Below are 23,526 nucleotides of genomic sequence, written 5' to 3'. Positions count from 1 at the left end.
GGAGTGAGGTCACAGCTCGCCCATCCGCCGGATCACCGGGGCGACCCGCTGGACGCCGTGCCGGTAGGCGCCGCGCGCGGCCCGGCGCACGATCTGCCGGACGGGGCCGGGCGCCTTGTCGGCGGCGGGCGCGCCGGGCAGCGGGACGCCGTCGGGGCCGAGGTGGTGGCGGGCGAGGATGCCGGGCAGATAGCCGGGCGCGGTCTCGGTGGTGTAGTAGGGGTTCAGGGGCGGCAGGCCGCCCGGCCGGTCCAGCAGCCTGGCGATGCGCTCGCGGGCGGCGTCGAACGCCGTGGCGTACGACCCTCCCCCGGAGGAGTCCGCGGCCGCGACCCCCTGCCGGGCCACCCACTCCTCGTCCGGCACCGGCCGGTGCCCGGCGTCGAGCTGGTCCCAGGAGGCGAGGCAGCCGGACCCGGTGAAGTGGTGGTTGCCCAGCACCTCGCGCACCCCGAGGTCGGTGAGGACCGCGGTGGGGACCCGGCGGTGCAGGGCCTCCAGGGCGGCCGTGGAACTGACCGTGACCAGCAGGTCGGTGCGGTCCAGCACCTCGCCCATGTGCCCGTACACCAGGCGGAAGTTGGCGGGCAGGTCCTGGCCCTGGACCAGCTTCTGGTACGGCAACTCCTCGATGTGGGTGGTGTGTTCGCCGGGCTTGGAGCGCAGTTTGAGCAGGACCTCGCGCTCGGGGTGCCTGCGGGCGTGCCCGATGAGCCGGCCCAGCAGGTAGCCGCGGTCCCGGCGGTTGTCCGGCACCGACGGCTGGGCCGCGAACACCACGGTGTACGGCCGGTGTTCGCCGGTGTAGGGCGCACCGCCGAGAAAGGGCAGCGCGACCTCGGTGACCGAGGAGGCGTCGGCGCCGACCCCTTCGTACACGGCCCGGAACCGGTCCGCGTCGTGGCGGGAGTTGGCGAGGACGAGGTCCGCGCCGTGCCGCAGCAGCAGCCCGTCGGTGAGCTTCTCGTAGACGACCCCGACATAGCCGGTGACGACCACGGGACGCGGCCCGGAGCCCCAGGCGGCGCGCAGCCCGTGCAGCATCGCCTGGACACCGCCGCCGACCAGGGCGAGGACGAGGACGTCGTACGACTCCCCGGTCATCGCGCGCAGGAACTCGACGCCGGTGACCTCGTGCAGGGAGTCCGCCCGGACGCTGACCTCCCGCAGCTGGCGGGCGGTGGGGGTGGCGCGCCCCCGCAGGAGGTAGCCGTCGAGCCGGATCTCGGCAGCCGTGGGAGTGAGCCGTTGCGCGGTGAGCGCGCCCCACTTCCACCGGGTGTCCGAGTCGGCGAGGACGGCGACCCGCAGGGAGTTCTTTGCACTTGCTGGCACGCCGAAGACGCTAGGAAGCCATTCCGAGGTTCCGCCCAACCCGAATGCAACAAACGGTTAACAGCACATCGCCGAATGGCCAACCGGGCCGCGATCGCCTCGCCGAACAGCCTGGTTCACGGCTTCGCCATGCGTCGTTCACCCCGTATCAAGCAGGTCGTCAAGACGAATGGCGGGCCACGCCCTACCGTCCTTGACGTGGTCAAGCTCTCCGTCATCGTGCCGTTCTACAACGTGCAGCAATACGCGCCCGACACCCTCAGGAGCCTGAAAGCGAACGTGGGTGAGGACTTCGAATTCATTCTCGTCGACGACTGTTCCCGCGACGGGACGCCAGAGATTCTCGCGCGCGCGGAGCGCGAGTTGCCGGGTGCGGTCCTGGTCCGGCACGAGCAGAACGGAGGACTGGCGACCGCGCGCAACACCGGTATCGACCGGGCGCGCGGCACGTACTTGACCTTCCTGGACGGCGACGACTGGCTCGCCCCCGGCTACCTCCCGAGGCTGCTCGCCGCCATCGAGGAGCTGGGCTGCGACTTCCTGCGCACGGACCATGTGCAGTGCACCGCGCGGTCGCGCAGCGTGCACCGGGTGCCGGTGGGCCGGCGGAACACCGTACTGAACCCGCGGGAGGCGATCCTGCCCGCCGACCGGTCCACGTCGGTGGACTACGCGTACGCGTGGGCCGGCGTCTACCACCGGCGGCTGGTGGACCGGGGGGTGCTGCACTTCACCGACGGGCTGCGCACGGCCGAGGACCGGCCGTGGATCTGGAAGCTGCACCGGGAGGCGGAGTCCTTCGCCGCGGTGAGCCTGCTCGGGGTGTTCTACCGGCGCGGGGTCGCCTCGTCCCTCACCCAGATCGGCGATGTGCGGCAACTGGACTTCATCCGGGCGTTCGACCAGGTCATCGCCGAGACCGCGGCGGACCGGGAGGCCGGCGTCCTGCTGCCGAAGGCCGTCCGCACCTACTGCGCGATCATCTCCCATCACCTGGGATCCATCGAGAGGTTCGAGCCGGCGGTGGCGAGGAAACTGAAAGCCCTGAGCGCCGCGGCGCTGCGGCGCATGCCGCAGGACGTGCTGGACGAGGCGCTGGACTCCATGGACCTCCAGCGCGCCACCCGGCTGCGCCGGCTGCGCCGCCGTCCCGCCGCCACGGGGGCCGCCGCGTGACCACCCAGATCTTCCAGGCGTCGACGCTGTACGGCACGGCCACGCTCGCCGCCGCCCTGGACTCCGGCTGCTTCCGTCCGGCCGACCGGCGCATCCTGCTGGTCTGCAACAACGCGGCCGCGCCCGAGACCTCGCCGGCGCTGGACGCGGTGCCGGGGTTCGAGCGGCTGCGGGACCGGTTCGACGACGTGGTGTCGTACAACGAGGCGATCTTCCCGTTCCACCCGGGCGGCTGGGCGCCGCGCGGGGACGATCTGCCGCTGTGGGAACGGTACCTGCGCCACGAGTGGCGGCTCGGCGGCGAGGACGTCGAGCTGGCCGTCGAGTCGATCCAGGTGAACCCGTCGCTGGCGCTCGCGCAGATCTTCACCGGCGCGCCGGTCACCGTCTACGCCGACGGCCTGATGAGCTACGGCCCCACCCGCAACAAGATCGACCCGCTGGTCGGCACCCGCGTGGACCGGGTCCTGCACCTGGACCTGGTGCCGGGGCTGAAGCCGATGCTGCTCACCGAGTTCGGGGTACCCGCCGAGCTGGTGCCGACGTCCGCCTTCACCAAGGTCCTCGCCGAACTGGCGCCGATGGGCGACGAGTTGCCCACGGTGGAGGAGCCGGCGCTGTTGCTCGGGCAGTACCTGTCCGCGCTGGACATCCTGACCGCCGAGCAGGAGGAGGCCCTGCACGTGCGGATGGTGAGGGGCGCGGCCTCCCTCGGCCACACCAGGGTCGTCTTCAAGCCGCACCCGTCGGCCCCGTCCGCCTTCACCCGCTCCCTGGAGCAGGAGGCCGAGCGGCTGGACGTCGAACTGACCGTGCTGGACACGCCGGTGCTCGCGGAGGTGCTGTACCAGCGGATGCGTCCCGCGCTGGTCGTCGGCTGCTTCTCCACCGCCCTGCTCACGGCCTCCGCCCTGTACGGTCTGCCGGTCGCCCGGGTGGGCACCGAGCTGCTGCTGGAGCGGCTGACGCCGTACGAGAACAGCAACCGGGTGCCGGTGACGATCGTGGACGCGCTGCTGCCTGAGCTGACCGACCGGAAGGCCGTCGCGGAACAGCGCTCCGGCATGGGCGTCGAGGCGCTGGGGGCGCTGGTGCGCGCGGTGGGCTTCGCGATGCAGCCGAGGATCTACCCGGGCCTGCGCCCCGAGGCGGAGAGCTGGTTGGCGCGGCACCTGAACGCGCACACCCTGCGCTACTTCAAGCGCCGGCGCCTGTCCTCGCTGGCGCTGCCCGGCGGGGTGCCCGCGCAGCTGGCGTTCATCCCGCGCAACGCGACGGTCCGCCGGGTGGCGCGCAAGGCGCGCAGCCTGCGCCGGGGCGTACGCGGGTAGCGGACCGGGCCTGACCGGGCCGCGTGCGCGGCCGGGCGCCCCTCGGCAGCTGGACTGTGAGAAGAACCAGGAAGGAACACCCGGACATGGCTGCTTCAGGCCCCGGCCTCACCGCCGAGCGCGGTCCCCTCATACCGGGGGCGGTCCCCGCCCCGCCGGCCCGCGCGGGTCGCCGGGACCGCCTGCTCGCCCTCGACGGTCTGCGGCTCGTCGCCGCGCTGCTGGTCTGCCTCTACCACTACGCCGGCCGCGGCGGAGCGGTCTCCGCGTCCTGGCACGCGGACCCGGAGCGGCTCTTCCCGTCCCTGTACCGGGTGGCCGTCTACGGCAACTTCGGTGTGCAGTTCTTCTTCGTCATCAGCGGTTTCGTGATCTGCATGAGCAGTTGGGGCCGCACCCTCGGCGACTTCTTCCGCTCCCGGGTCGCCCGCCTGTACCCCGCGTACTGGGTGGCGCTGGTCCTCGTCACCGCGGCGGCCCTGGCGCTCCCGGTCGTCGTCCGCCCGGTCCGCCTGGACGAGTTCCTGGTCAACCTCACCATGCTGCAGCAGCCGATGGGCGCCACGCGGATCCTCGGCGTGTGCTGGACGCTGTGGGTGGAGGTCCGCTTCTACGCCCTGTTCGCCCTGTTCGTGGTGGTGCGCGGGGTCACCTACCGCCGCGTCGTGCTGTTCTGCGGGGTGTGGACCATGGCGGCGGTGCTGTGCCGCACGTCCGGCAACGCGCTCCTGGAACAGGTGCTGATGCCCGAGTACGCGCCCTTCTTCGTCGGCGGTCTGGCGCTGTACCTGATCCACCGCTTCGGCAGCGGTCTGCTCGCCTGGGGCATCGTCGTGATGTCCTGGCTGCTCGCGCAGAGCGAGGCCACCCGCGGGCTGTGGGGGCCGCACCCGCACCGGGACCCGTACGTCGTCGTCCTGATCGTCACCCTCGCCTACGGCGCCGTCGCCGCCGTGGCGCTGGGCTGGACCCGGTGGGCCTCCTGGCGGTGGCTGGCCACGGCCGGCGCGCTGACGTACCCGTTCTACCTGGTCCACGAGCACCTGGGCTGGTTCGTCATCCGCCTGCTGCACCGGGGCGTGGGCCTGCCCCCGTGGCCGACCCTGGCCGTGACCGTCGCGGCGATGCTCACCCTGGCCTGGTTGATCCACCACTGGGTGGAAAAACCTTTCGGCCCCCGCCTGAAGAGGGCCCTGAAGACAGCCCACGGCACCCCCGCCGTCAGCTGACACGGCGGGCGGGGCCGGGGACCGCCCGGCCGGGGCCGGACCGGCGACACCGTCCGGGGAATCCCTACGCGCTGGCCAGTGTCAGCTTCACGGCGAAGCCGAGGAACAGGGCGCCGGCCGCCGAGGTGGCCGTGGCGGACAGCCTCCTGCGGCGGCGGAAGGCGGTGGCGAGGCGGGTGCCGCCGAAGATCAGCGCGCTGAGGTAGAGGAAGCTGGCGAGCTGGGCGAACGCGCCGAGGACGACGAAGGAGAGGGCCGGGTAGGCGTAGCCGGGGTCCACGAACTGCACGAAGAAGGCGACGAAGAAGAGGATCGCCTTGGGGTTGAAGAGGCTGACGACGAGCGCACGGCTGAAGGGCCGCTCGTCGGCGCCCTGGGCGGCCGGAGCCTCCTCCACGGCCGGCTCCCGCCGGGTCCGCCACATCTGCCGGGCGGACCGCAGCATGCCGATCGCGAGCCAGCTCAGATATCCGGCCCCGGCGTACTTCACGATCCCGAACAGCAGCGCGTTCCCCTGGAGCAGCGAGGCCACTCCGGCGGCGGACAGCGTCATCAGCACGGTGTCCCCGCACCAGACCCCGGCGGCGGCGGTGTACCCGGCCCGCACACCGCGGCGGGCGGCCACGGAGAGGACGTAGAGGGAGTTGGGCCCGGGCAGCAGGATGATCAGAGCCAGGCCCGCGAGGTAGGTGGGGAGGTCGACGACACCGAACATGACAGGGAGTGTCGCACGAAGGTACGGCAGGCCGCCGACCGACCGCACAGCTCAGAACGCGTCCGCCGGTACGTGGCTTCCCCAGATCTCGCGGAGGGCCCCGCAGACCTCTCCCACCGTCGCGCGGGCTCGCAGGGCCTCTTTCATCGGGGGCAGGACGTTGTCCTCGCCCTTGGCCGCCTTGCGCAGGGCGTCCAGGGCCGTAGTCACCGCGCTGCCGTCCCGTTCGGCCCGCAGCCTGGCCAGCCGTTCCGTCTGCCCGGCCTCGATGGCCGGGTCGACGCGCAGGGGCTGGTACGGCTCCTCCTCGTCCAGCCGGAAGCGGTTGACGCCGACGACCACCCGGTCGCCGGAGTCCGTCTCCCGGGCGATCCGGTACGCGTTCCGTTCGATCTCCGCCTTCTGGAAGCCCCGCTCGATCGCCGCGGCCGCCCCGCCGAGGTCCTCGACCCTGCGCATCAGGTCGACGGCCGCCTCCTCGACGTCGTCCGTCATCCGCTCCACGGCGTACGACCCCGCGAAGGGGTCCACCGTCGCCGGCACGTCCGTCTCGTAGGCCAGCACCTGCTGGGTCCGCAGGGCCAGCCGCGCGCTCTTGTCCGTCGGCAGCGCGATCGCCTCGTCGAAGGAGTTGGTGTGCAGGGACTGCGTACCGCCGAACACCGCGGCCAGGGCCTGCACGGCGACCCGGACCAGGTTCGTCTCCGGCTGCTGCGCGGTGAGTTGCACCCCCGCCGTCTGCGTGTGGAAGCGCAGCATCAGCGACCTGGGGTTGCGCGCGCCGAACTCCTCCCGCATCACCCGTGCCCAGATCCTGCGCGCGGCACGGAACTTGGCGACCTCCTCCAGCAGTGTCGTACGGGCCACGAAGAAGAAGGACAGGCGGGGCGCGAAGTCGTCCACGGGCATCCCCGCCGCCACCGCCGTACGGACGTACTCGATGCCGTCCGCCAGGGTGAACGCGATCTCCTGGACGGGCGACGCGCCCGCCTCCGCCATGTGGTAACCGGAGATCGAGATGGTGTTCCACCGGGGGATCTCGGCGGTGCAGTACTGGAAGATGTCCGCCGTCAGCCGCAGGGAGGGTTTCGGCGGGAAGATGTACGTCCCGCGCGCGATGTACTCCTTCAGCACGTCGTTCTGGATCGTGCCGGTCAACTGGTCCGCGCGGGCTCCCTGTTCCTCCGCCACCAGCTGGTACAGGAGCAGCAGGAGGGCGGCCGGGGCGTTGATCGTCATCGACGTCGAGACCTGGCCCAGCGGGATGCCGTCGAACAGCAGCCGCATGTCCTCGATCGAGTCGACGGCCACGCCGACCTTGCCGACCTCGCCGTGCGCGAGAGGGGCGTCGGAATCGTGGCCCATCTGGGTGGGCAGGTCGAAGGCGACGGACAGGCCGGTGGTGCCGTGGGCGATCAGCTGCCGGTAGCGGGCGTTGGACTCCGCCGCCGTGCCGAAGCCCGCGTACTGGCGCATGGTCCAGGGGCGGCCGGTGTACATGCTCGGGTACACCCCGCGGGTGTACGGGTACGCGCCGGGTTCGCCCAGCTTCCGCTCCGGGTCCCAGCCGGCCAGGGCTGCCGGGCCGTACACCGGTTCGATCGGCAGGCCCGACTCGGACCGCCGCGCCGATTCCTGTGCCATGACTGCCTCCGCGGGACGACCGGTACACCGGTACTCCTCACGATGCCCTCTGGTCCGGCGCGGGTCACGCGGGGGGCGCGGGCGGGACCGGGGGAACGTGTCCCGCCCGCGCCAGGTGCACACGAGCCGTGGGTACGGGGGGAACCCCGGCTCAGTGCGACGGCCGATGACCAGTCGGCTCACTCAGTACTGCGCCGCGGCCTCCAGAAACGTCACACCTCGCGCCGAAAACTTTTCGACGCCTGCAAAAGCGCAGGTCAGGGGCTTAGAGCGCGGTGTACGTCGGGGACGGGGACGGGAGCGCGGGGGTGCTGGCCGGTGCGTCGGGGCGCGCCGGGAGGAAGGAGGAGGGGGCGGGGGCGACACGGCCGCGGTGCCAGCCGTGGCCCCCGTCCCCGCCCTTGCCCTTGTCGTTGTTCTTGTCGTCGTTCTTGTCGCCGCCCTTGCCCGTGCCCTTGGTCTGCCCCTCGCCGGAGGCGGGGTCGCCGAGGGCCAGCAGGACCGTGCAGTACCGGGTGACGCGGGCGGGGCCGCCGGCCAGCTGCTCCAGCGTGCGCCGGCGGCCGGTGTCCAGTGCCTTGCCGTCGCGCAGGGCGCGGCAGGCCGAGGCGGCGCCGGGCCACCCGGTGCCGGAGCCGGCGGAGGGAGTCCCGGAACCGGTGGCGGCGGGGCCGTCGGTCGGGCCGGAGGCCTCGGCGCCGGTGCCGTCGCGCCGCCCGTCCGCACCACCGCTCGGCGGACCGCCCTCCGGCGTGCCCGTGCCGGGGCCCGGCGTGGCCGCCCCGGAGCCGGTGACGAGGGGCTGTCCGGCGGCCGAGTCGGAGGAGGCGGAGCCGGAGACCGGGGCGGAGGCGGCGGGGCGGGGGTGGTCGTCGCCGAACGGCGTGGGCAGCACCCCGCTGCCGGCGGCCATGGCGACCCCGCCGAGTGTGCCCGCGGCCGCGGCGGCGGCGATCGCCAGGCGCACCGGTCGGGCCCAGCGGGAGCGCCGGGGGCGCGATCCGGTACGGCGCGGGACACCGATGCGGACCAGGCCGGCATCGGTTCCGGGCACCGGGGTGCGGGCCGCGGCGGTGCGCTCCGCCTCGCCGGCCTCGCGGGCCTTGCGGAACGCGGCCAGGGCGGCCTGCTCGCCGGGGAGTTCACCGGGTGCCCCGGCCGCCTCCGCGGACAGCGCGCCGAGCGCCTGGGAGAGGCGTTCGGCCTGGTCACGGGCGGAGGGGTCGACGGCCTCCAGCGGCTCACCGCGCAGCAGACGTTCCGCCGCCTCACGATTCAGCCACTTGTACTGCTCGTCGGCCATCACATGTCCTTCTGCGTCCGCGCACGCGTATGCGTCACAGTTGCGGACGTCACCGCGCGGGGGCGCGGTTCTCGCTGAGGCGGGAGTGCGTCGAGCGCGCCCGCCGCTTCCGGATCGGCGCCGATCAGCTCGGCGAGCCGCTTCAGACCGCGGTGCGCGGCGGTACGGACGGCACCCGCGCGTTTGCCGAGGGTCTCGGCGGCGGTCTTGGCGTCCAGGCCGACGACCACGCGCAGGACGACCGCCTCGGCCTGGTCCTGCGGGAGCCGGGCGATCAGGGAGAGGGCGCTGTCGGTGGCCAGGGCCTCGATGGCCTCGCCGGCCGTGTCGGACTCGGCGGCCCGGCTGGTCAGCTCCGTCTCGTCGCCGCCTATGGCGGGGCGGCGGCCGCGCATGCGTATGTGGTCCAGGGCGCGGTTGCGGGCGATCCGGGCGGCCCAGCCGCGGAACCGGTCGGCGTCACCGCTGAACCGGTCCAGGTCGCGGGCGATCTGCAGCCAGGCCTCGGACGCGACGTCCTCGGCGTCCGGATCGCCGACCAGTGTGCGGACGTAGCCCAGCAGGCGGGGATGGACCGCGCGGTACACCGTACGGAACGCGGTCTCGTCTCCGCCCTGTGCCGCACACACCGCGGCGGTCAGCTCCGCGTCGTCCCCCAGCACCGTACTCCCTTTACGCCTGTCTTCGGTCGGCGCGAAAGGCACGTTACGGCCTGAAACCACTCCACGTCCATGTCCGTAGAAGCTGCAACTAACTCGTGACCGGGTTCGGATGTGCACAGGGTGAGATCCGGTGGTGGCCGGGTGTGACAGAAACAGCACGCACGGCGCTGAGAAGAGTACGGGCCGCACGCGGCCCGCACCGCAACGGCCGGGGCCTCTCCTGTGGGGGGTGGCGGCCCCGGCCGTTGCCTGCGCACCCTTCCGGCCGGTCAGCCGGGGGCGGTCGTCGCGTCCCGGCACAGCAGCCGGAGCGAGCCGTGGCCGCCGTAGCAGCGGCGGGCCTCGTCGATGGGGTCGTAGAGCCGGCCGTCGGTGGTGCGCAGCCAGTGCTCGCCACCGGTCGCCCACCACTCGGCGCCGGTCTGCCGGGCGATCACCTCCCCGGCGTAGGCGCCGAAGCCGCGCAGCACGCTCTCGACGGCCGCGTACGGCGGGCCCTCTCGGCGTATCTCCTCGATCATCCGGTCCACCCGCCACAGGCTCTGCGCCGAGTAGTCGAGCCGGACCCGCGCACCCTCGCGCATGGTCGCCACCGCGTCCGCCGCCCACCGCGCGGGCTTCACCGCGGCCTGCGGCCTGGTCTCCTGCCACTCCGTCCCGTACCGGGCCGTCCTGGGCACTGTCACATGAGCTGTCGCATCGGCTGTCACACAGGGAAGAGCGAGCCGGGCCGGGGTTGCGTCACCGGCTTCCGAGGGGTTTGTCCGGACGTCCCGGCAACCGTCGCAGGACCACCCCAGGTCCGCCGCACGAAGGTCACAGGGCCCCCGTCACACGCCCCGTCACGCGCCCTCACGCCCCCGGTTCCGCGGCGGCGCGCGCCCGCCGGGACACCACCGCGCGCAGCACCCGGCGGCCCTCCACCGACAGCTCCAGCGCCGGCCGCAGGCCCTGCGCGCCGTGCGCGGCGAGGAGTTCCAGCACGGCGGCCTGGCGGCGCAGCTCGGCGGCGACCAGCGGCGGCAGGCCGGCCGTGTCGCCCGCGCGCCCGGCGTCGAGTCCGTCCGCGCCCGCCGGGGCCGGGCCGTCGTCCGTGGCGGGGTCGAGCAGCCGGTGGATGCGCAGGCCGGCGATCGAGCAGGCGTCGGCCCAGGGCCGTACGGCGTCGGCGGTGCGCTCGGCCGGGGCCGACCGGAGCATCCGGCGGGCGAGCCGCGCGGCCTCGTCGGCGGGCTCGGCGAGCTCGACGGGCTCGGCTGGCTCGGCGGACTCGGTGGCGCCGAGCGCCTCGCGGGCCCGGGCCAGCTCCCCGGCCCAGTCGGTCCCGTCGGCGAGCCGCGCCCACAGCGGGCGCAGCAGGTCGTCGTCACCGCTGAGCAGCGGCAGACACCGATCCAAACAAGCCAGTCCGCCGGCGGCCAGTCCGCGTGCGTCGGCCTCTGCGATCAGGTCCACCAGGCTCATGAATGCCTCCTCGCCAGGGCGCCGACCGGTACGGGCCCGTATCGCCCCTTACTGCGTGGGACGGGGCGGGAGTGTCACAGAGGCGTGTTTTCAGCCAAGCCCGGGGGCGGGCAGCTCGCCGGAGAGGACCTTGCGCTCCTGCATCCGGGTCAGGTGGACGACCACCACGACGGCGAGGACGGCGGCGGCGATGTCGAGGCCGTCGGCGAACAGCATCGTCCTGGCCGCCGCGCTCAGTTCGTCGGCCGTCTCGGCGTGCCGGGAGGTGCTGTCCGCGAACCGGCCCGCGAGAAGGCTGACGAGCCACAGCGTCCACCAGGCGTTGACCGGCGTGTGCCCGGACCGCGAACCCCAGAGCGCGCTGGCGTCCCAGCTGTCCGCGACGATCCGGCGCGGGAACCACAGGTTCACGACCGGGCAGAACCAGGCGCCGATGGTCCAGCCGCGCTTCATGCGGTGCCCGGAGGCGTCGAACACCTCGGCGTTCACCCGGATCCGCCACAGCCAGCAGAGGTAGACGACGGCCGTGGCCACCAGCGCCACGCCCTGCGCGATGCCCGCGGCGCCGTAGAGGGTGTCGGCGTGGTCCGCCCGGTCGATCACGTCGGCGCCGGTGACACCGCCCGCGAGGTCGCCGGTGACGTCCATCTCCAGGAAGTCCGCGTAGCAGGCGAACAGGTCGGAGGCGATGACGAGGCCGAGCAGCAGGGCGGTGGCCCGGCCGAGCGCGGCCGGTGAGCGCAGCCAGGCGCCGGGCGGGGCGGCGTACGGCGGTGCGGGCACGGGCGCGGGCATGGGCGTGGTCATGGTGGAGTTCCCCCGAGAGACGAGATCCGAGACGGCGCGCGGCCCTCCCCTGGCCGACGCGTGCACTGGTGCCGCGCGCGGACGAGACCGCGCGCGGACACCGGAACATACGGTCGGACGCCGTCGTACGTCCACTCGGTTGCGTCCGCCCCGTCCGCGCGGTGCTCAGCCCAGCCGGTCCGCCAGCTTCCGGAAGTCGGCCCAGGTGAGCGCCGGCTTGCCCGGGTCCCACAGCTTCTGCGCGGTGGCCCGCAGCGGCATCCGGATGCCCGTGGCGACCTGGTCCTCCGTCTGCGCGTTCGGGCGGTCGGACCAGACGGCGAACGATCCGCCGAGGATCTGCCCGTCGTAGCGCGCCGGGACGGCGGTCGTGCCGCGCAGCACCCGCGGGTTCCACTGCTCGTAGATGCGCTGTCCCGTCGGGTAGACGAAGGTCTGCGGCTGGCCGAGCACGTAGTAGAGGTACTCGTCGTTGTAGTTGATCACCTTGCGGCCGGCGCTCAGGTACTCCGCCGGGGGCCGGGCGCCGATCTCCTTCCCGGTCCAGTAGGCGACCTGGAGGTCGCCCGCGGGCCGTACGGAGGTGTGGGGGAAGAAGCCGTCGTTCCAGGCGCGGATGGTCCGGTGGTGGGCGCGGACGGTGGCGGCACGGTCGTTGAGCCAGCCGGTGGCGAGGTCGGCGACGGTCCCGCCGGCGCCGTACTTCTGCCGGGCGGCGGCCGCCAGCTGCGGGTAGGAGGCCTGCGGGTCGCGCACGGTGAGCGCCTGGTACTCGTCGCCGCCCAGGTTCCACTGGCCGCCGGGGAAGAGCCCGGCGTACTCGTTCAGCAGGTCGTCGACGATCCGGGCGGAGGCGGCCTTGGAGATGTCGACCGCGCCCCTGGTCGCCACCCCGTTCGCGTTGCGCAGCTGGAGGTCGGGGTGGGCGGCGATGACGGCCCCGAGGTGTCCCGGCGAGTCGATCTCGGGCACGACGGTGATGTGCCGGCTGTCCGCCAGCGCCACGATCCGCTTGACCTGCGCCTTGGTCAGGTGGTCCCGGGAGACGATCTCCGGGTGGCTGGTGGACTCGATCCGGAAGGCCTGGTCGTCGGAGAAGTGCAGGCCCAGCTCGTTGTACTTGAGGTCGCCCAGCTCGCGGATCCGGTCCTCGATCCAGGCCTCGGAGTACGGCTTGCGCGCGATGTCCAGCATGAAGGAGCGCACCGGCTTGGCCGGCTCGTCGCGTACGACGCCCTCGGGGGCCGTACCGCCGTCGTGGACCTCCTGCTTCAGGGTGCGGGTGCCGTAGAAGACGCCCGCCTCGCCGGGCCCGCTGATGTCGACCCGCCCGTCGCGGACGGTCATGGTGTACGACTCCGGGTTCCCGCCCCCGCCACCGAGCGCGAGCCGCACGTCCCCGGCCCGGACGTCGCTCTTCGGCCCCGCGTACGCCAGCCCCAGCTCCCCGGCGACCAGCCGTCCCTCGTCGGCCAGTCCGGGATCGCTCACCACGACCCGCTCGCCGCCCCGCGGCTTCCAGCCGGGGCCGTGCGCGGGAGTGTGGGAGCGGACCGCGGGTATCGTGCGCGGCGCCTGCGAGAGCGGATACGACCGGCTGGGACTGGGGGTGGCCGACGCGGCCGCCGGCCGGCCGGGCGTCGTCCGCCGGGCGGCGCTCCCGGGCGGGCCGCCGCCTCCGTCCGCCGAGGCCCACACGCCGAAGCCCGTGCCGAGCGCGACCGTCCCGACGACCGCGGCGGCCAGGACCGCCCGCTTCCGTATCACCTGTCGCGCCGAGCGCCGGCGCCAAAGCCTGTGCTGGGTCACCCTGCCAACGTACGACCGATCGCCGGATCACCCGTCACCCACGCGGCCCGAAACTCTTCCGTTCGGGTGAAATTCAGGTATCGCTCGGACACAGCGTGACCATTCTCGATAACCTGACGACACACCTTTCACAGCATCCCCTGCCACGCCACATGTGACGCGAGGACCCACGCTGCCCGCCCATCGTCTGCCGTATCTCCCCACACCCCTCGACGCCTTCAACACGGCCCACGCCGACGAGGCCCGGGCCCTGCTCCTGCACTGCCTGCACAGCCTGCGCTGGGCCGACCGGATCGCCGCCCACCGTCCCTACCCGGACCTGGACGCCCTGCTGGCCGCGGCGGACGAGGCGGCGTACGACCTCTCCCCCGCCGACCTGGCCGAGGCGCTGGCCGGCGAGACCCTCCCGGAACTGCCCGAGGACACCTACTCGGCGGCTCACATGGCCCTGGGAGCCGCGCACGCCGCCTACGAGGCCCGCTTCGGCCACGCGTTCGTCATCTACCTGGGCGATGTCCCCCCGGACGAATTCATCGACCACATTCTCGAAGCGATCCGGTCACGATTGGCAAACGATCCGGAGGAGGAGCGGGTGACGGCGGCGGACGAGCTGCGGCGCCTCGCGCGGGGACGCCTCCAGGCCCTGCTCAGGAACGGGGGGCCCTGTTCGATTTGTGGTTACCCCCACGCGGGCGCGACCAGCACAAATGCCCCCGCATCCGGCAAATGACCACAGAATCCGCCGCGGCGGCCGCGCCCGCTAGCCCAACCGCGTGCCACTTTGATCACACCGGTAGGCCCCCCGTAAGCACCACGGCGGCACGTGGATACCATGCAGAGGGCCGGTGGACCGTACCCGGCCGGGCCCGACCGACAGTGAAGCCGGCGCGGCCCTAGTCCCCGCTCCCGGAGGGTTCTTCCGTGCCGGCTGGAACGCTGTACCGCGGCCGGGAAGGAATGTGGTCCTGGGTGGCTCACCGAGTCACCGGCGTCCTCATCTTCTTCTTCCTGTTCGTTCACGTGCTGGACACCGCTCTCGTGCGTGTCTCCCCCGAGGCCTACGACAAGGTCGTGGCCACGTACAAGACGCCGATCGTCGCGCTGCTGGAGTACGGCCTCGTCGCCGCCATCCTCTTCCACGCGCTCAACGGTCTGCGCGTCATCGCCGTCGACTTCTGGTCGAAGGGCCCGCGCTACCAGAAGCAGATGTTCTGGACCGTGATGGGTGTCTGGATCGTGCTGATGATCGGGGCGATCTACCCCGTCCTCGGCCACGCCTACCGTGTCCTGTTTGGGAGCTGACGCCGATGTCCACGACTGAAACCGCGGCCTCCGGAGTCGGCCCCGTCGAGGGCGCCCCCGTCTACACCGTCGACAACCCGGCCCCGTTCATCGAGGCGCCGCGCAAGCGCACCAAGAAGTCCCCGAAGTCGACCCGGGGCAACTTCGAGCTGGCGGCCTGGCTGTTCATGCGCCTGTCCGGCATCGTGCTGGTCGTCCTGGTCATCGGCCACCTGCTGATCCAGCTGGTGCTGGACGGCGGTGTCTCCAAGATCGGCTTCGCCTTCGTGGCCGGCCGCTGGGCGTCCCCGTTCTGGCAGGTCTGGGACCTGCTGATGCTGTGGCTCGCGATGCTGCACGGCGCCAACGGCCTGCGCACGGTCATCAACGACTACGCCGAGCGGCCGAACACCCGGCTGTGGCTCAAGGGCCTGCTCTACACCGCCACGGTGTTCACCATCCTGCTGGGCACGCTGGTGATCTTCACCTTCGACCCGAACATCCGCTAGGCACGGGGCTGCGAGAATCATGAAGATCCACAAGTACGACACCGTCATCGTCGGCGCCGGTGGCGCGGGCATGCGTGCCGCCATCGAGGCGACGAAGCGCAGCCGCACCGCGGTCCTGACCAAGCTCTACCCCACCCGCTCCCACACGGGCGCCGCGCAGGGCGGTATGGCCGCCGCGCTCGCCAACGTGGAGGAGGACAACTGGGAGTGGCACACCTTCGACACGGTCAAGGGCGGTGACTACCTGGTCGACCAGGACGCCGCCGAGATCCTGGCGAAGGAGGCCATCGACGCCGTCCTCGACCTGGAGAAGATGGGCCTGCCGTTCAACCGGACCCCGAACGGCACCATCGACCAGCGCCGCTTCGGCGGCCACTCGCGCAACCACGGCGAGGCCCCGGTCCGCCGGTCCTGCTACGCCGCTGACCGCACCGGCCACATGATCCTCCAGACGCTGTACCAGAACTGCGTCAAGGAGGGCGTGGAGTTCTTCAACGAGTTCTACGTCCTGGACCAGCTGATCACCGAGGTCGACGGCGTGAAGCGGTCGGCCGGTGTGGTCGCGTACGAGCTGGCCACCGGCGAGATCCACGTCTTCCAGGCGAAGGCCGTGATCTACGCCTCCGGCGGTTGCGGCAAGTTCTTCAAGGTGACCTCCAACGCGCACACCCTGACCGGTGACGGCCAGGCCGCCGTGTACCGGCGCGGGCTGCCGCTGGAGGACATGGAGTTCTTCCAGTTCCACCCGACCGGCATCTGGCGCATGGGCATCCTGCTGACGGAGGGCGCCCGTGGTGAGGGCGGCATCCTCCGCAACAAGGACGGCGAGCGCTTCATGGAGAAGTACGCGCCGGTCATGAAGGACCTCGCGTCCCGTGACGTCGTGTCCCGCTCCATCTACACGGAGATCCGCGAGGGCCGCGGCTGCGGTCCCGAGGGCGACCACGTCTACCTGGACCTGACCCACCTGCCGCCGGAGCAGCTGGACGCCAAGCTCCCGGACATCACCGAGTTCGCGCGCACCTACCTCGGTATCGAGCCGTACACGGACCCGATCCCGATCCAGCCGACCGCGCACTACGCGATGGGCGGCATCCCGACCAACGTCGAGGGTGAGGTCCTGGCGGACAACACCACGGTCGTCCCGGGTCTGTACGCGGCCGGCGAGGTCGCCTGCGTGTCGGTGCACGGCGCCAACCGCCTGGGCACCAACTCGCTGCTGGACATCAACGTCTTCGGCCGGCGCGCGGGCATCGCCGCCGCCGAGTACTCGGCCAAGGCCGACTACGTCGAGCTGCCGGAGGCCCCGGAGGCCTTCGTCGTGGAGCAGATCGAGCGGCTGCGCACCTCCACCGGCAGCGAGCGGGTGGCGACCCTGCGGCGCGAGCTGCAGGAGACCATGGACGCCAACGTCATGGTGTTCCGCACCGAGCAGACGATCAAGACGGCCGTCGAGAAGATCGCCGAGCTGCGCGAGCGCTACCGGAACGTGGCGATCCAGGACAAGGGCAAGCGGTTCAACACGGACCTGCTGGAGGCCATCGAGCTGGGCAACCTGCTGGACCTGGCCGAGGTCATGGCCGTCTCGGCGCTGGCCCGCAAGGAGTCCCGCGGCGGTCACTACCGCGAGGACTACCCGAACCGCGACGACGTCAACTTCATGCGCCACACCATGGCGTACCGCGAGGTCGGCGCCGACGGCTCGGAAACCGTCCGTCTCGACTACAAGCCGGTCGTCCAGACCCGCTACCAGCCGATGGAGCGTAAGTACTGATGGCTACCCCCGTTCTGGACAAGGAAGAGGCGGCCGGCAAGCCCGAGCCCGGCTTCGCCGACTCCCCCTACATCACGGTCACCTTCCGGGTCCGCCGGTTCAACCCGGAGGTCGCGGCCGAGGCGAGCTGGGAAGACTTCCAGCTGGAGATCGACCCGAAGGAGCGCGTCCTCGACGGCCTCCACAAGATCAAGTGGGACGTCGACGGCACCCTCACCTTCCGCCGCTCGTGCGCGCACGGCATCTGCGGCTCGGACGCGATGCGGATCAACGGCAAGAACCGTCTCGCCTGCAAGACGCTGATCAAGGACATCAACCCCGAGAAGCCGATCACGATCGAGCCCATCAAGGGCCTGACGGTCCTGAAGGACCTGGTCGTGGACATGGAGCCGTTCTTCCAGGCGTACCGGGACGTCATGCCCTTCCTCATCACGAAGGACACGAACGAGCCCACGCGTGAGCGGCTGCAGTCCGCCGAGGACCGCGAGCGCTTCGACGACACCACGAAGTGCATCCTCTGCGCGGCCTGCACCTCCTCCTGCCCGGTGTTCTGGAACGACGGCCAGTACTTCGGCCCGGCCGCGATCGTGAACGCCCACCGCTTCATCTTCGACTCGCGTGACGAGGCCGGGGAGCAGCGCCTGGAGATCCTCAACGACCGTGACGGCGTGTGGCGCTGCCGTACGACCTTCAACTGCACGGACGCCTGCCCGCGCGGTATCGAGGTCACGAAGGCCATCCAGGAAGTCAAGCGCGCGCTGATCACGCGCCGCTACTGACCCGCGGTACGCCCCGCGCACGAGGGCCCCGTCTCCCGGACCGACGTCCCGGGAGACGGGGCCCTCGTCGTGCTGCGGCGGCGAGGCGGCGGAGGTCGGGCGTCCGCTCCGGCGGGGCTCCGAGCTTCCGCGCAGAAGGACTCCTAATCTGACGACATGTCAGACGAAGAGTCGTACGAACTGCTCGGTTTCGACAACGTGCTGCTCCCCGTCGGCGACCTGGGCGAGGCGGTCGCCTTCTACGAGCGGGCCGGGTTCGTCGTGGGGTTCCGGTTCGACGAGGCCGGGATCGCGCTGCTGAAGGTCGGCGGGGAGACGCCGGGCATCCTGCTGCGGGTCGAGGAGGGGCTGCGGCACCGGTCGCCGCACTGGCCCTCGGCGCGGATCTGGCTGGAGGTGCCGGACGCCCGGGTGGCGGCGCGGAGGCTGGCCGCCGCGGGCATCGCGCCCCTGGACGAGGTGTTCCAGGGGGCCACCGGCTGGACCGTGGAGCTGGCCGACCCGTGGGGGAACGTCCTCGGCCTCACGGACTACACCAAACGCCGGGCACTGGCCCGCAGGAGCTGACCCGCGCCCCTGTGTCGAACGCGTTCGAGAACAGGTCCGCGGGACTACCGGCTGGACCTGCCGGCCCGCCGCCTCGCGCCGAGGCCGGCCCCACCAGTCGTTAGGCTCCTCCCGTGCCCGCGAAGAACGACGGCCCCGACGCGGCCGGCCCCCAGAGCAGCAAGTCCGAGCAGACCCGTGCGCTGATCCTGGAGACCGCGATGCGGTTGTTCCAGGAGCGCGGGTACGACAAGACGACCATGCGGGCCATCGCCAAGGAGGCCGGGGTCTCCGTCGGCAACGCCTACTACTACTTCGAGGGCAAGGAACACCTGATCCAGGGCTTCTACGACCGGATCGCCGCCGAGCACCGGGCGGCGGTCCGGGGCGTGCTGGACCGGGAGACCGACCTGGAGGCGCGGCTCGGGGGCGTGCTGACCGCCTGGCTGGACATCGCCCGCCCGTACCACGAGTTCGCCGTCCAGTTCTTCAAGAACGCCGCCGACCCCGACAGCCCGCTCAGCCCCTTCTCCCCGGAGAGCGAGCACGCCCGCGAGCTGGCCATCAGCGTGCACCGGGAGGTGCTGGCCGGCTCCAGGTCCAAGGTGGCGCCCGAACTCCGGGAGGTCCTGCCCGAGTTGATGTGGCTCGCCCAGATGGGCCTGGTCCTGTACTGGATCTTCGACCGCACGGAGGGCCGGGAGCGCAGCTACCGGCTGGCCCGGCGGGGCGCCCGCCTGACCGCCCGCGGCGTCTCCCTGGCCCGCTTCCGGGTGCTACGGCCCCTGGTCCTGGAGATCCACGAACTGTTCACGGACTTCCTGCCGGGCATGACGAGGGTGCTGCCGGATCCGGGGCGGGCACGGGAACAGGCGGAGTGATCACTTCCGGGGGAACGCGCGGGAACAGGACGCCTGATCGTCGACCGCGGGCACCAGCGCCTCCGTGCCGGAAGGACGCCGGCTGATCAGATCCAGTCAAGGCGCCACAGGCGGAAGACGCCGGTGGCGTCCGTCAGGTACTGGCTGCCGCCCACGTCCTCGGTGCTGACGACGTACTCCTTGCGCTGCCACAGCGGGATCAGCGGGACGTCCTCGGCCACGTCCGCCTGGATGTCCCTGAAGTCCTTCGCGGCCCGGCTGCGGTCGGCGAACTGCTGGCTGTCCAGGATGAGATGGTCGACCAGCTTGTTGCTGTACCCGGTGCTCATGGTGGAGCCGGTGCCGACGAGCGCGGTGCCGAAGGTGTCCGGGTCGGGGTAGTCGGCCGACCAGCCGACCGCCCAGGCGTCCAGTTTCCCGGCGGCCCAGCGCTTCTGGAAGTCGGTCCACTCGTAGCCCTTGACGTCCACCGCGAAGAGGCCGCTCGCCTCCAGCTGCTTCTTCAGCTCCAGGGCCTCCTGCTCACCCGCGACCCGGCCGATGCCGTAGCCCAGGGTGAAGTGCACCGGCAGGCTGACCCCGGCGCCGGTGAGCAGCTCGCGGGCCTTGCGGGGGTCCGGGGCCGGATAGTCGTCGAAGAAGGACGTGGTGTGGCCGGTGATGCCGGTCGGGATCAGCGAGTACAGCGGGTCGACCGTGCCCTGGTAGACCTTCGCGGCCAGTTGCTCCCGGTCGACCACCCAGGCCATCGCCCGGCGCACCCGCGGCTCGTGCAGCGGGGAGCCGGGGCGGGTGTTGAGGTACAGGTTGTGGGTCTCGGTGCTGTCGGACTCGGTGACCCGCTGGTGGGGGTCGCTCGGGTTCAGCCGGGAGAGCACCCCCGGCGGCAGGGTTCCGGCGGCGACGTCGATGCGCCGGTCCTTCCAGGCCTGGTCGAGCTTGGCCGAGTCGGCGTAGTAGCGCAGCTCGACCGGGCGGCCGGTGCCGCTCAGGTACCCCTCGTAGTTCTGGTTGGGGGCGAGGACGGCGCGCTGTCCCTTGGTGTACGCCGTGAGGGTGTAGGGCCCGGTGCCGTCGGCGGCGGCGTCCGTGCGCAGGGCGTCCGCCGGGTACTTCTCCCGGTCCACGATCGACCCGGCGCCGGTGGCGGCCTTCAGCGGGAAGGTGGCGTCGGCGGAGGAGAGGTGGAAGGTGACGGTGTGCGCGTCGTCGGCGGTCACCGAGTCGAGCGTGGCGAACAGGGACGCCGGTCCGACATCGGAGTTGATCCTCTTGACCCGGTCGAAGGAGTACTTGACGTCCTCGGCCGTCATGGCGCGCCCGCTCGGGAAGGTGATCCCCGACCGCAGGGTGCACCGGTAGGTCTTCAGGCCGCCGCCCTCGAAACCGCAGCTCTTCGCCGCGTCCGGGACCGGTTCCACGCCGCCCGGCTCGAAGGTCAGCAGCGTCTGGAACACGTTGCTGAACAGGGCCCAGGACCCGGCGTCGTAGGCGCCCGCCGGGTCGAGTGCGGTGACCGCGTCCGTCGTGCCGACGGTGATGGTCCGGTTCCCGTTGCCCTGCGACGGCAGCAGCTGCCAGCCGCCGATCCCCACGACGGCGAGCACGAGCAGCGTCACGAGCATCCGCATGCGAACAGATCGCATGGTGGTGACCTCCCCAGCCACTTCCCCTTGAGTGACGCGGCTCACCTAATCACATGGGTTTCACCTCGCGGAAGGGCTTTCTGCCGACTGTGGGAGAACTGTGGGCGCCAGGGGGCCCGGGCCCGCGTCCCGGGCTACGAGTTCCGGCGCAGTGCGCGCAGCCCGCGCAACCCGATGACCCCGATGACCGTCCCCCATACGAAGGAAACGACCGCCAGCAGCAGATGCACCCAGAAGTACGCGGTCGGGTGGCCGTCGTCGAAGGCGAGTCCGCTGCCGTCCTTGACCAGGTTCTTGACGAAAGTGACCCAGATGACCCAGGACCACACCCCGAAGACGAGCAGGAACCAGGAGACCGGGCGGCTGAGCTTCATGGGTCCAGTATCGCCGTCCGGTGTCCGGGGCCGTGCCGGGGGTGGGGCGGCGGGCGGGACTTCGGGGTCCGGGGCGGGTACGTTCTCGACCGTGCCCGCACCGAAGACGACCGGCCGGCGATCCCTGCTGGTCACCTCCGCCACCCTGCTGTCGCTGTCCGTCACCGCGCCCGCCGCGCTCGCCGCGCCGGCCCCCTCCCCGAGCCCGACGGCCACTCCCCCCGCCGTGATGTCCGGCCTGGGCGGTGCCCGGCTCGGGCAGCCGGGCACGCAGGTCGACCTCGCCCCCGGTGTCCCCGTGCTGCCCGAGGACCTCACCGCCCGGTCCTGGATCGTGTCCGACGCCGAGTCGGGCGAGGTGTTCGCCGCGCACAACGCGCACTGGCGGCTGCCCCCGGCGAGCACTCTGAAGATGCTGTTCGCGGACACCGTGCTGCCCCGGTTCCCCGGGGGCACCGAGCACCGGGTCGCCCCGTCGGACCTCCAGGGTGTGGGCGTCGGCTCCAGCGTGGTCGGGATAAAGGCGGGCGGCACCTACTCGGTGCACGACCTGTGGCTCGGCGTGTTCCTGCGCTCGGGCAACGACGCGGTGCACGTGCTGTCCGCGATGAACGGCGGTGTCGAGCAGACCGTGCGGGACATGCAGGACCACGCCGAGGAACTCCAGGCCCTGGACACGCACGTGGTCTCGCCCGACGGCTACGACGCGCCGGGGCAGGTGTCGTCGGCGTACGACCTGACGCTGTTCGCCCGCTCCGGGCTGCAGAAGAAGGACTTCCGGGACTACTGCTCGACGGTGAGCGCGAAGTTCGGCTCCGCCGAGATCCGCAACACCAACCGGCTGTTGAGCGGCGACAGCGACGTGCCCGTCTACCAGGGCATCGCGGGCGTGAAGAACGGCAACACCACGCACGCCGGCGCCACGTTCACCGGGGTCGCCGAACGCGGCGGCAAGGTGCTGCTGGTCACGGTGATGAACCCGCAAAAGCACGAGCACAACGAGGTCTACAAGGAGGCCGCGAAGCTGTTCGACTGGGGTTTCCAGGCGGCCGGCAAGGTGCGACCGGTGGGCGAGCTGGTGCCGCCGAGGAGCGCCGCCACCGCGCGGCCCGACCCGAGCGCGTCCACCGGACAGGACGCGGCGCAGGCGGCGGGACAGGCCACGGGGCGGACGGCGGGGCAGGGTTCCGGGACCGGCGGGGCGGGCGCGAAGCCGGTGGCGAGCGCCACCGCCGCGTCCGGCTCCAGCGGGGCCGGGATCGCCCTGGCCGTCGCGGGCGGGCTGCTGGTGCTGCTCGGGGGCGCGGTGTTCCTGGTCAACCGCCGGTGGCCGCTGCCGGACCTGGTGCGCCGCCGGACGCGTCCGTGAGTTCGGCCTCCTTGCTGCGGGTCGCCGTCCAGGAGGCGCAGAACAGGACCAGTTTGGCGGTGAAGTTGATCCACAGCAGCAGCGCCACGGGGACCCCGAACGCGCCGTACATGCTCTTCGCGGCGACGCCCTGGATGTAGCCGCTCAGCAGCAGCTTCAGCAGTTCGAAGCCGACCGCGCCGAGCAGCGCGGCGACCAGCAGGCGGTGGCGCGCCGGCTCGACGCCGGGCAGCAGGGTCAGGACGTAGAGCAGGACGAGGAAGTCGGCGAGCACGGCGACGGCGAACGCGGCGATCTGCAGCAGCCAACTGCCCCAGCCGTGCTCGTCCAGGCCGATCCGCCGGGACAGCAGCCCGACGGCGGCCGAGGCCAGGGTGGACGCGGCGAGCGTGACGAGCAGGGCGCCGCCGAGGCCGAACAGGATGCCGGCGTCCTTGGCCTTGGTGACGACCGGGTTCTCCTCATGGTCCGGCAGCTCCCACACCGCGCGCAGGCAGTCCCGCATCTGGCCGACCCAGCCGATGCCCGTGAACAGCAGGGCCGCGCCCGCGATGACACCGACCGTGCCGGCGTTCTGCACCAGGGAGGTGAGGTCCAACTGGTCGGACAGGCCCGGGAACTGGTCGGCGATCCGGTGTTCCACGGTCTTCTGGCGGGCCGGGCTGAGCGTGGCGGCGGTGATCGCGGCGGCCACGGTCAGCAGCGGGAACAGCGCCACGAAGCTGACGAACGTCATGGCGGCGGCCAGCCGGGTCCACTTCACCCGGGCCAGCCGCTCGTAGGACCGCCAGGCGTGGGTGGCGGTCAGCCGGATGACGATCGGCCCGATGCCGGGCAGCTTCTTCAGCCAGTCCATGATCCGACTGTGCCCGGTCCGCGGGAACGTCAACAC

At 72.0% G+C, this 23,526-nt stretch carries 23 protein-coding genes; 11 read left to right on the top strand and 12 right to left on the bottom strand.

The genetic code is table 11. The annotated features are described in order from the left end of the window. Positions 1-9: 9 nt before the first annotated feature. The gene (locus ACZ3ZD_RS02965) at positions 10-1,335 is read right to left on the bottom strand and encodes a DUF6716 putative glycosyltransferase (protein ID WP_467392788.1); all 1,326 of its coding nucleotides are present in this window, start codon (positions 1,333-1,335) and stop codon (positions 10-12) included. A gap of 198 nt (positions 1,336-1,533) precedes the next feature. Here ACZ3ZD_RS02965 and ACZ3ZD_RS02960 point away from each other — a divergent pair, with 198 nt between their 5' ends. The 3 genes from ACZ3ZD_RS02960 (at position 1,534) to ACZ3ZD_RS02950 (ending at position 5,071) form a co-directional block, all read left to right on the top strand. Continuing rightward, positions 1,534-2,511: a glycosyltransferase family 2 protein gene (locus ACZ3ZD_RS02960; protein ID WP_467392786.1), complete on the top strand. Its 978-nt coding sequence runs from the start codon at positions 1,534-1,536 to the stop codon at positions 2,509-2,511. Then, positions 2,508-3,842 carry a polysialyltransferase family glycosyltransferase gene (locus ACZ3ZD_RS02955; protein ID WP_467392784.1) on the top strand — a complete coding sequence of 445 codons (1,335 nt, stop codon included), beginning with the start codon at positions 2,508-2,510 and terminating at the stop codon, positions 3,840-3,842. Before ACZ3ZD_RS02960 ends, ACZ3ZD_RS02955 begins: the two co-directional genes overlap by 4 nt. 86 nt (positions 3,843-3,928) lie before the next feature. After that, a complete protein-coding gene (locus ACZ3ZD_RS02950; protein WP_467392782.1) occupies positions 3,929-5,071 on the top strand; it encodes an acyltransferase family protein in 1,143 nt (380 codons plus the stop codon). A 64-nt stretch (positions 5,072-5,135) separates the two neighbouring features. Here the strand turns inward: ACZ3ZD_RS02950 and leuE are convergent, their stop codons facing one another. The 8 genes from leuE to ACZ3ZD_RS02910 all read right to left on the bottom strand — a co-directional run bounded on the left by leuE (position 5,136) and on the right by ACZ3ZD_RS02910 (position 13,433). Then, entirely contained in the window at positions 5,136-5,786 is a 651-nt protein-coding gene (leuE, locus tag ACZ3ZD_RS02945) for a leucine efflux protein LeuE (RefSeq protein WP_467392780.1), read from the bottom strand. Positions 5,787-5,837: 51 nt separating this feature from the next. Beyond that, the gene (locus ACZ3ZD_RS02940) at positions 5,838-7,430 is read right to left on the bottom strand and encodes an acyl-CoA mutase large subunit family protein (protein WP_467392778.1); all 1,593 of its coding nucleotides are present in this window, start codon (positions 7,428-7,430) and stop codon (positions 5,838-5,840) included. A gap of 265 nt (positions 7,431-7,695) precedes the next feature. Then, a complete protein-coding gene (locus ACZ3ZD_RS02935; protein ID WP_467392776.1) occupies positions 7,696-8,733 on the bottom strand; it encodes a hypothetical protein in 1,038 nt (345 codons plus the stop codon). Continuing rightward, positions 8,733-9,395 (bottom strand): RNA polymerase sigma factor, encoded by a 663-nt coding sequence (locus tag ACZ3ZD_RS02930; protein WP_467392774.1) that lies wholly within the window; start codon positions 9,393-9,395, stop codon positions 8,733-8,735. The genes ACZ3ZD_RS02935 and ACZ3ZD_RS02930 overlap by 1 nt, the downstream gene beginning before the upstream one ends. Positions 9,396-9,664: 269 nt before the next feature. Further along, a complete protein-coding gene (locus ACZ3ZD_RS02925) occupies positions 9,665-9,979 on the bottom strand; it encodes a hypothetical protein (protein WP_467393287.1) in 315 nt (104 codons plus the stop codon). A 268-nt stretch (positions 9,980-10,247) separates the two neighbouring features. Next, the gene (locus ACZ3ZD_RS02920) at positions 10,248-10,859 is read right to left on the bottom strand and encodes a hypothetical protein (RefSeq protein WP_467392772.1); all 612 of its coding nucleotides are present in this window, start codon (positions 10,857-10,859) and stop codon (positions 10,248-10,250) included. A 90-nt stretch (positions 10,860-10,949) separates the two neighbouring features. Beyond that, positions 10,950-11,666: a DUF4328 domain-containing protein gene (locus ACZ3ZD_RS02915; RefSeq protein ID WP_467392770.1), complete on the bottom strand. Its 717-nt coding sequence runs from the start codon at positions 11,664-11,666 to the stop codon at positions 10,950-10,952. Between the two features lie 165 nt (positions 11,667-11,831). After that, the gene (locus tag ACZ3ZD_RS02910; protein WP_467393285.1) at positions 11,832-13,433 is read right to left on the bottom strand and encodes a beta-N-acetylhexosaminidase; all 1,602 of its coding nucleotides are present in this window, start codon (positions 13,431-13,433) and stop codon (positions 11,832-11,834) included. Positions 13,434-13,629: 196 nt separating this feature from the next. On the opposite strand from ACZ3ZD_RS02910, the gene ACZ3ZD_RS02905 reads away from it, so the two are divergent. From ACZ3ZD_RS02905 to ACZ3ZD_RS02875, 7 genes are all read left to right on the top strand, one after another. Continuing rightward, positions 13,630-14,205 carry a 2-oxo-4-hydroxy-4-carboxy-5-ureidoimidazoline decarboxylase gene (locus ACZ3ZD_RS02905; protein ID WP_467392768.1) on the top strand — a complete coding sequence of 192 codons (576 nt, stop codon included), beginning with the start codon at positions 13,630-13,632 and terminating at the stop codon, positions 14,203-14,205. Positions 14,206-14,396: 191 nt separating this feature from the next. Then, positions 14,397-14,777 carry a succinate dehydrogenase, cytochrome b556 subunit gene (gene sdhC, locus ACZ3ZD_RS02900; protein ID WP_467392766.1) on the top strand — a complete coding sequence of 127 codons (381 nt, stop codon included), beginning with the start codon at positions 14,397-14,399 and terminating at the stop codon, positions 14,775-14,777. Positions 14,778-14,782: 5 nt separating this feature from the next. After that, a complete protein-coding gene (locus tag ACZ3ZD_RS02895) occupies positions 14,783-15,265 on the top strand; it encodes a succinate dehydrogenase hydrophobic membrane anchor subunit (protein ID WP_467392764.1) in 483 nt (160 codons plus the stop codon). A gap of 19 nt (positions 15,266-15,284) precedes the next feature. Next, positions 15,285-17,039, top strand: a complete 1,755-nt coding sequence (sdhA, locus tag ACZ3ZD_RS02890; RefSeq protein WP_467392762.1) for a succinate dehydrogenase flavoprotein subunit — start codon at positions 15,285-15,287, stop codon at positions 17,037-17,039. Next, entirely contained in the window at positions 17,039-17,818 is a 780-nt protein-coding gene (locus tag ACZ3ZD_RS02885) for a succinate dehydrogenase iron-sulfur subunit (protein WP_467392760.1), read from the top strand. Before sdhA ends, ACZ3ZD_RS02885 begins: the two co-directional genes overlap by 1 nt. A gap of 156 nt (positions 17,819-17,974) precedes the next feature. Next, the gene (locus ACZ3ZD_RS02880; RefSeq protein ID WP_467392758.1) at positions 17,975-18,385 is read left to right on the top strand and encodes a VOC family protein; all 411 of its coding nucleotides are present in this window, start codon (positions 17,975-17,977) and stop codon (positions 18,383-18,385) included. Positions 18,386-18,498: 113 nt separating this feature from the next. Beyond that, positions 18,499-19,245, top strand: coding sequence for a TetR/AcrR family transcriptional regulator (locus ACZ3ZD_RS02875; protein WP_467392756.1), 747 nt, complete (start codon positions 18,499-18,501; stop codon positions 19,243-19,245). A gap of 86 nt (positions 19,246-19,331) precedes the next feature. On the opposite strand, the gene ACZ3ZD_RS02870 is transcribed toward ACZ3ZD_RS02875, so the two are convergent. Together ACZ3ZD_RS02870 and ACZ3ZD_RS02865 are read right to left on the bottom strand one after the other, a co-directional pair. After that, positions 19,332-20,891 (bottom strand): ABC transporter substrate-binding protein, encoded by a 1,560-nt coding sequence (locus ACZ3ZD_RS02870; protein ID WP_467392754.1) that lies wholly within the window; start codon positions 20,889-20,891, stop codon positions 19,332-19,334. A 134-nt stretch (positions 20,892-21,025) separates the two neighbouring features. Beyond that, a complete protein-coding gene (locus tag ACZ3ZD_RS02865) occupies positions 21,026-21,265 on the bottom strand; it encodes an SCO4848 family membrane protein (protein WP_392053438.1) in 240 nt (79 codons plus the stop codon). Between the two features lie 91 nt (positions 21,266-21,356). On the opposite strand from ACZ3ZD_RS02865, the gene ACZ3ZD_RS02860 reads away from it, so the two are divergent. Further along, complete coding sequence (locus ACZ3ZD_RS02860; RefSeq protein WP_467392750.1) at positions 21,357-22,634, top strand: D-alanyl-D-alanine carboxypeptidase family protein; 1,278 nt, start codon at positions 21,357-21,359, stop codon at positions 22,632-22,634. Here ACZ3ZD_RS02860 and ACZ3ZD_RS02855 read toward each other — a convergent pair. Then, complete coding sequence (locus ACZ3ZD_RS02855) at positions 22,582-23,490, bottom strand: YihY/virulence factor BrkB family protein (protein WP_467392748.1); 909 nt, start codon at positions 23,488-23,490, stop codon at positions 22,582-22,584. The genes ACZ3ZD_RS02860 and ACZ3ZD_RS02855 overlap by 53 nt on opposite strands. Positions 23,491-23,526: the final 36 nt, after the last annotated feature.

Source organism: Streptomyces sp. NPDC023481 (assembly GCF_055560195.1).
Note: the sequence above shows the minus strand (reverse complement) of the source record. Positions and strands in the feature narration are given on the sequence as shown.

Bases quoted from the DNA above. Each gene is read 5' to 3' on its own strand.
- ACZ3ZD_RS02950 (WP_467392782.1), top strand. From the start codon at position 3,929: ATGGCTGCTTCAGGCCCCGGCCTCACCGCCGAGCGCGGTCCCCTCATA.
- leuE (WP_467392780.1), bottom strand. From the start codon at position 5,786: ATGTTCGGTGTCGTCGACCTCCCCACCTACCTCGCGGGCCTGGCTCTG.
- ACZ3ZD_RS02940 (WP_467392778.1), bottom strand. From the start codon at position 7,430: ATGGCACAGGAATCGGCGCGGCGGTCCGAGTCGGGCCTGCCGATCGAA.
- ACZ3ZD_RS02935 (WP_467392776.1), bottom strand. From the start codon at position 8,733: ATGGCCGACGAGCAGTACAAGTGGCTGAATCGTGAGGCGGCGGAACGT.
- ACZ3ZD_RS02925 (WP_467393287.1), bottom strand. From the start codon at position 9,979: ATGCGCGAGGGTGCGCGGGTCCGGCTCGACTACTCGGCGCAGAGCCTG.
- ACZ3ZD_RS02920 (WP_467392772.1), bottom strand. From the start codon at position 10,859: ATGAGCCTGGTGGACCTGATCGCAGAGGCCGACGCACGCGGACTGGCC.
- ACZ3ZD_RS02915 (WP_467392770.1), bottom strand. From the start codon at position 11,666: ATGACCACGCCCATGCCCGCGCCCGTGCCCGCACCGCCGTACGCCGCC.
- ACZ3ZD_RS02895 (WP_467392764.1), top strand. From the start codon at position 14,783: ATGTCCACGACTGAAACCGCGGCCTCCGGAGTCGGCCCCGTCGAGGGC.
- sdhA (WP_467392762.1), top strand. From the start codon at position 15,285: ATGAAGATCCACAAGTACGACACCGTCATCGTCGGCGCCGGTGGCGCG.
- ACZ3ZD_RS02885 (WP_467392760.1), top strand. From the start codon at position 17,039: ATGGCTACCCCCGTTCTGGACAAGGAAGAGGCGGCCGGCAAGCCCGAG.
- ACZ3ZD_RS02880 (WP_467392758.1), top strand. From the start codon at position 17,975: ATGTCAGACGAAGAGTCGTACGAACTGCTCGGTTTCGACAACGTGCTG.
- ACZ3ZD_RS02870 (WP_467392754.1), bottom strand. From the start codon at position 20,891: ATGCGATCTGTTCGCATGCGGATGCTCGTGACGCTGCTCGTGCTCGCC.
- ACZ3ZD_RS02865 (WP_392053438.1), bottom strand. From the start codon at position 21,265: ATGAAGCTCAGCCGCCCGGTCTCCTGGTTCCTGCTCGTCTTCGGGGTG.
- ACZ3ZD_RS02855 (WP_467392748.1), bottom strand. From the start codon at position 23,490: ATGGACTGGCTGAAGAAGCTGCCCGGCATCGGGCCGATCGTCATCCGG.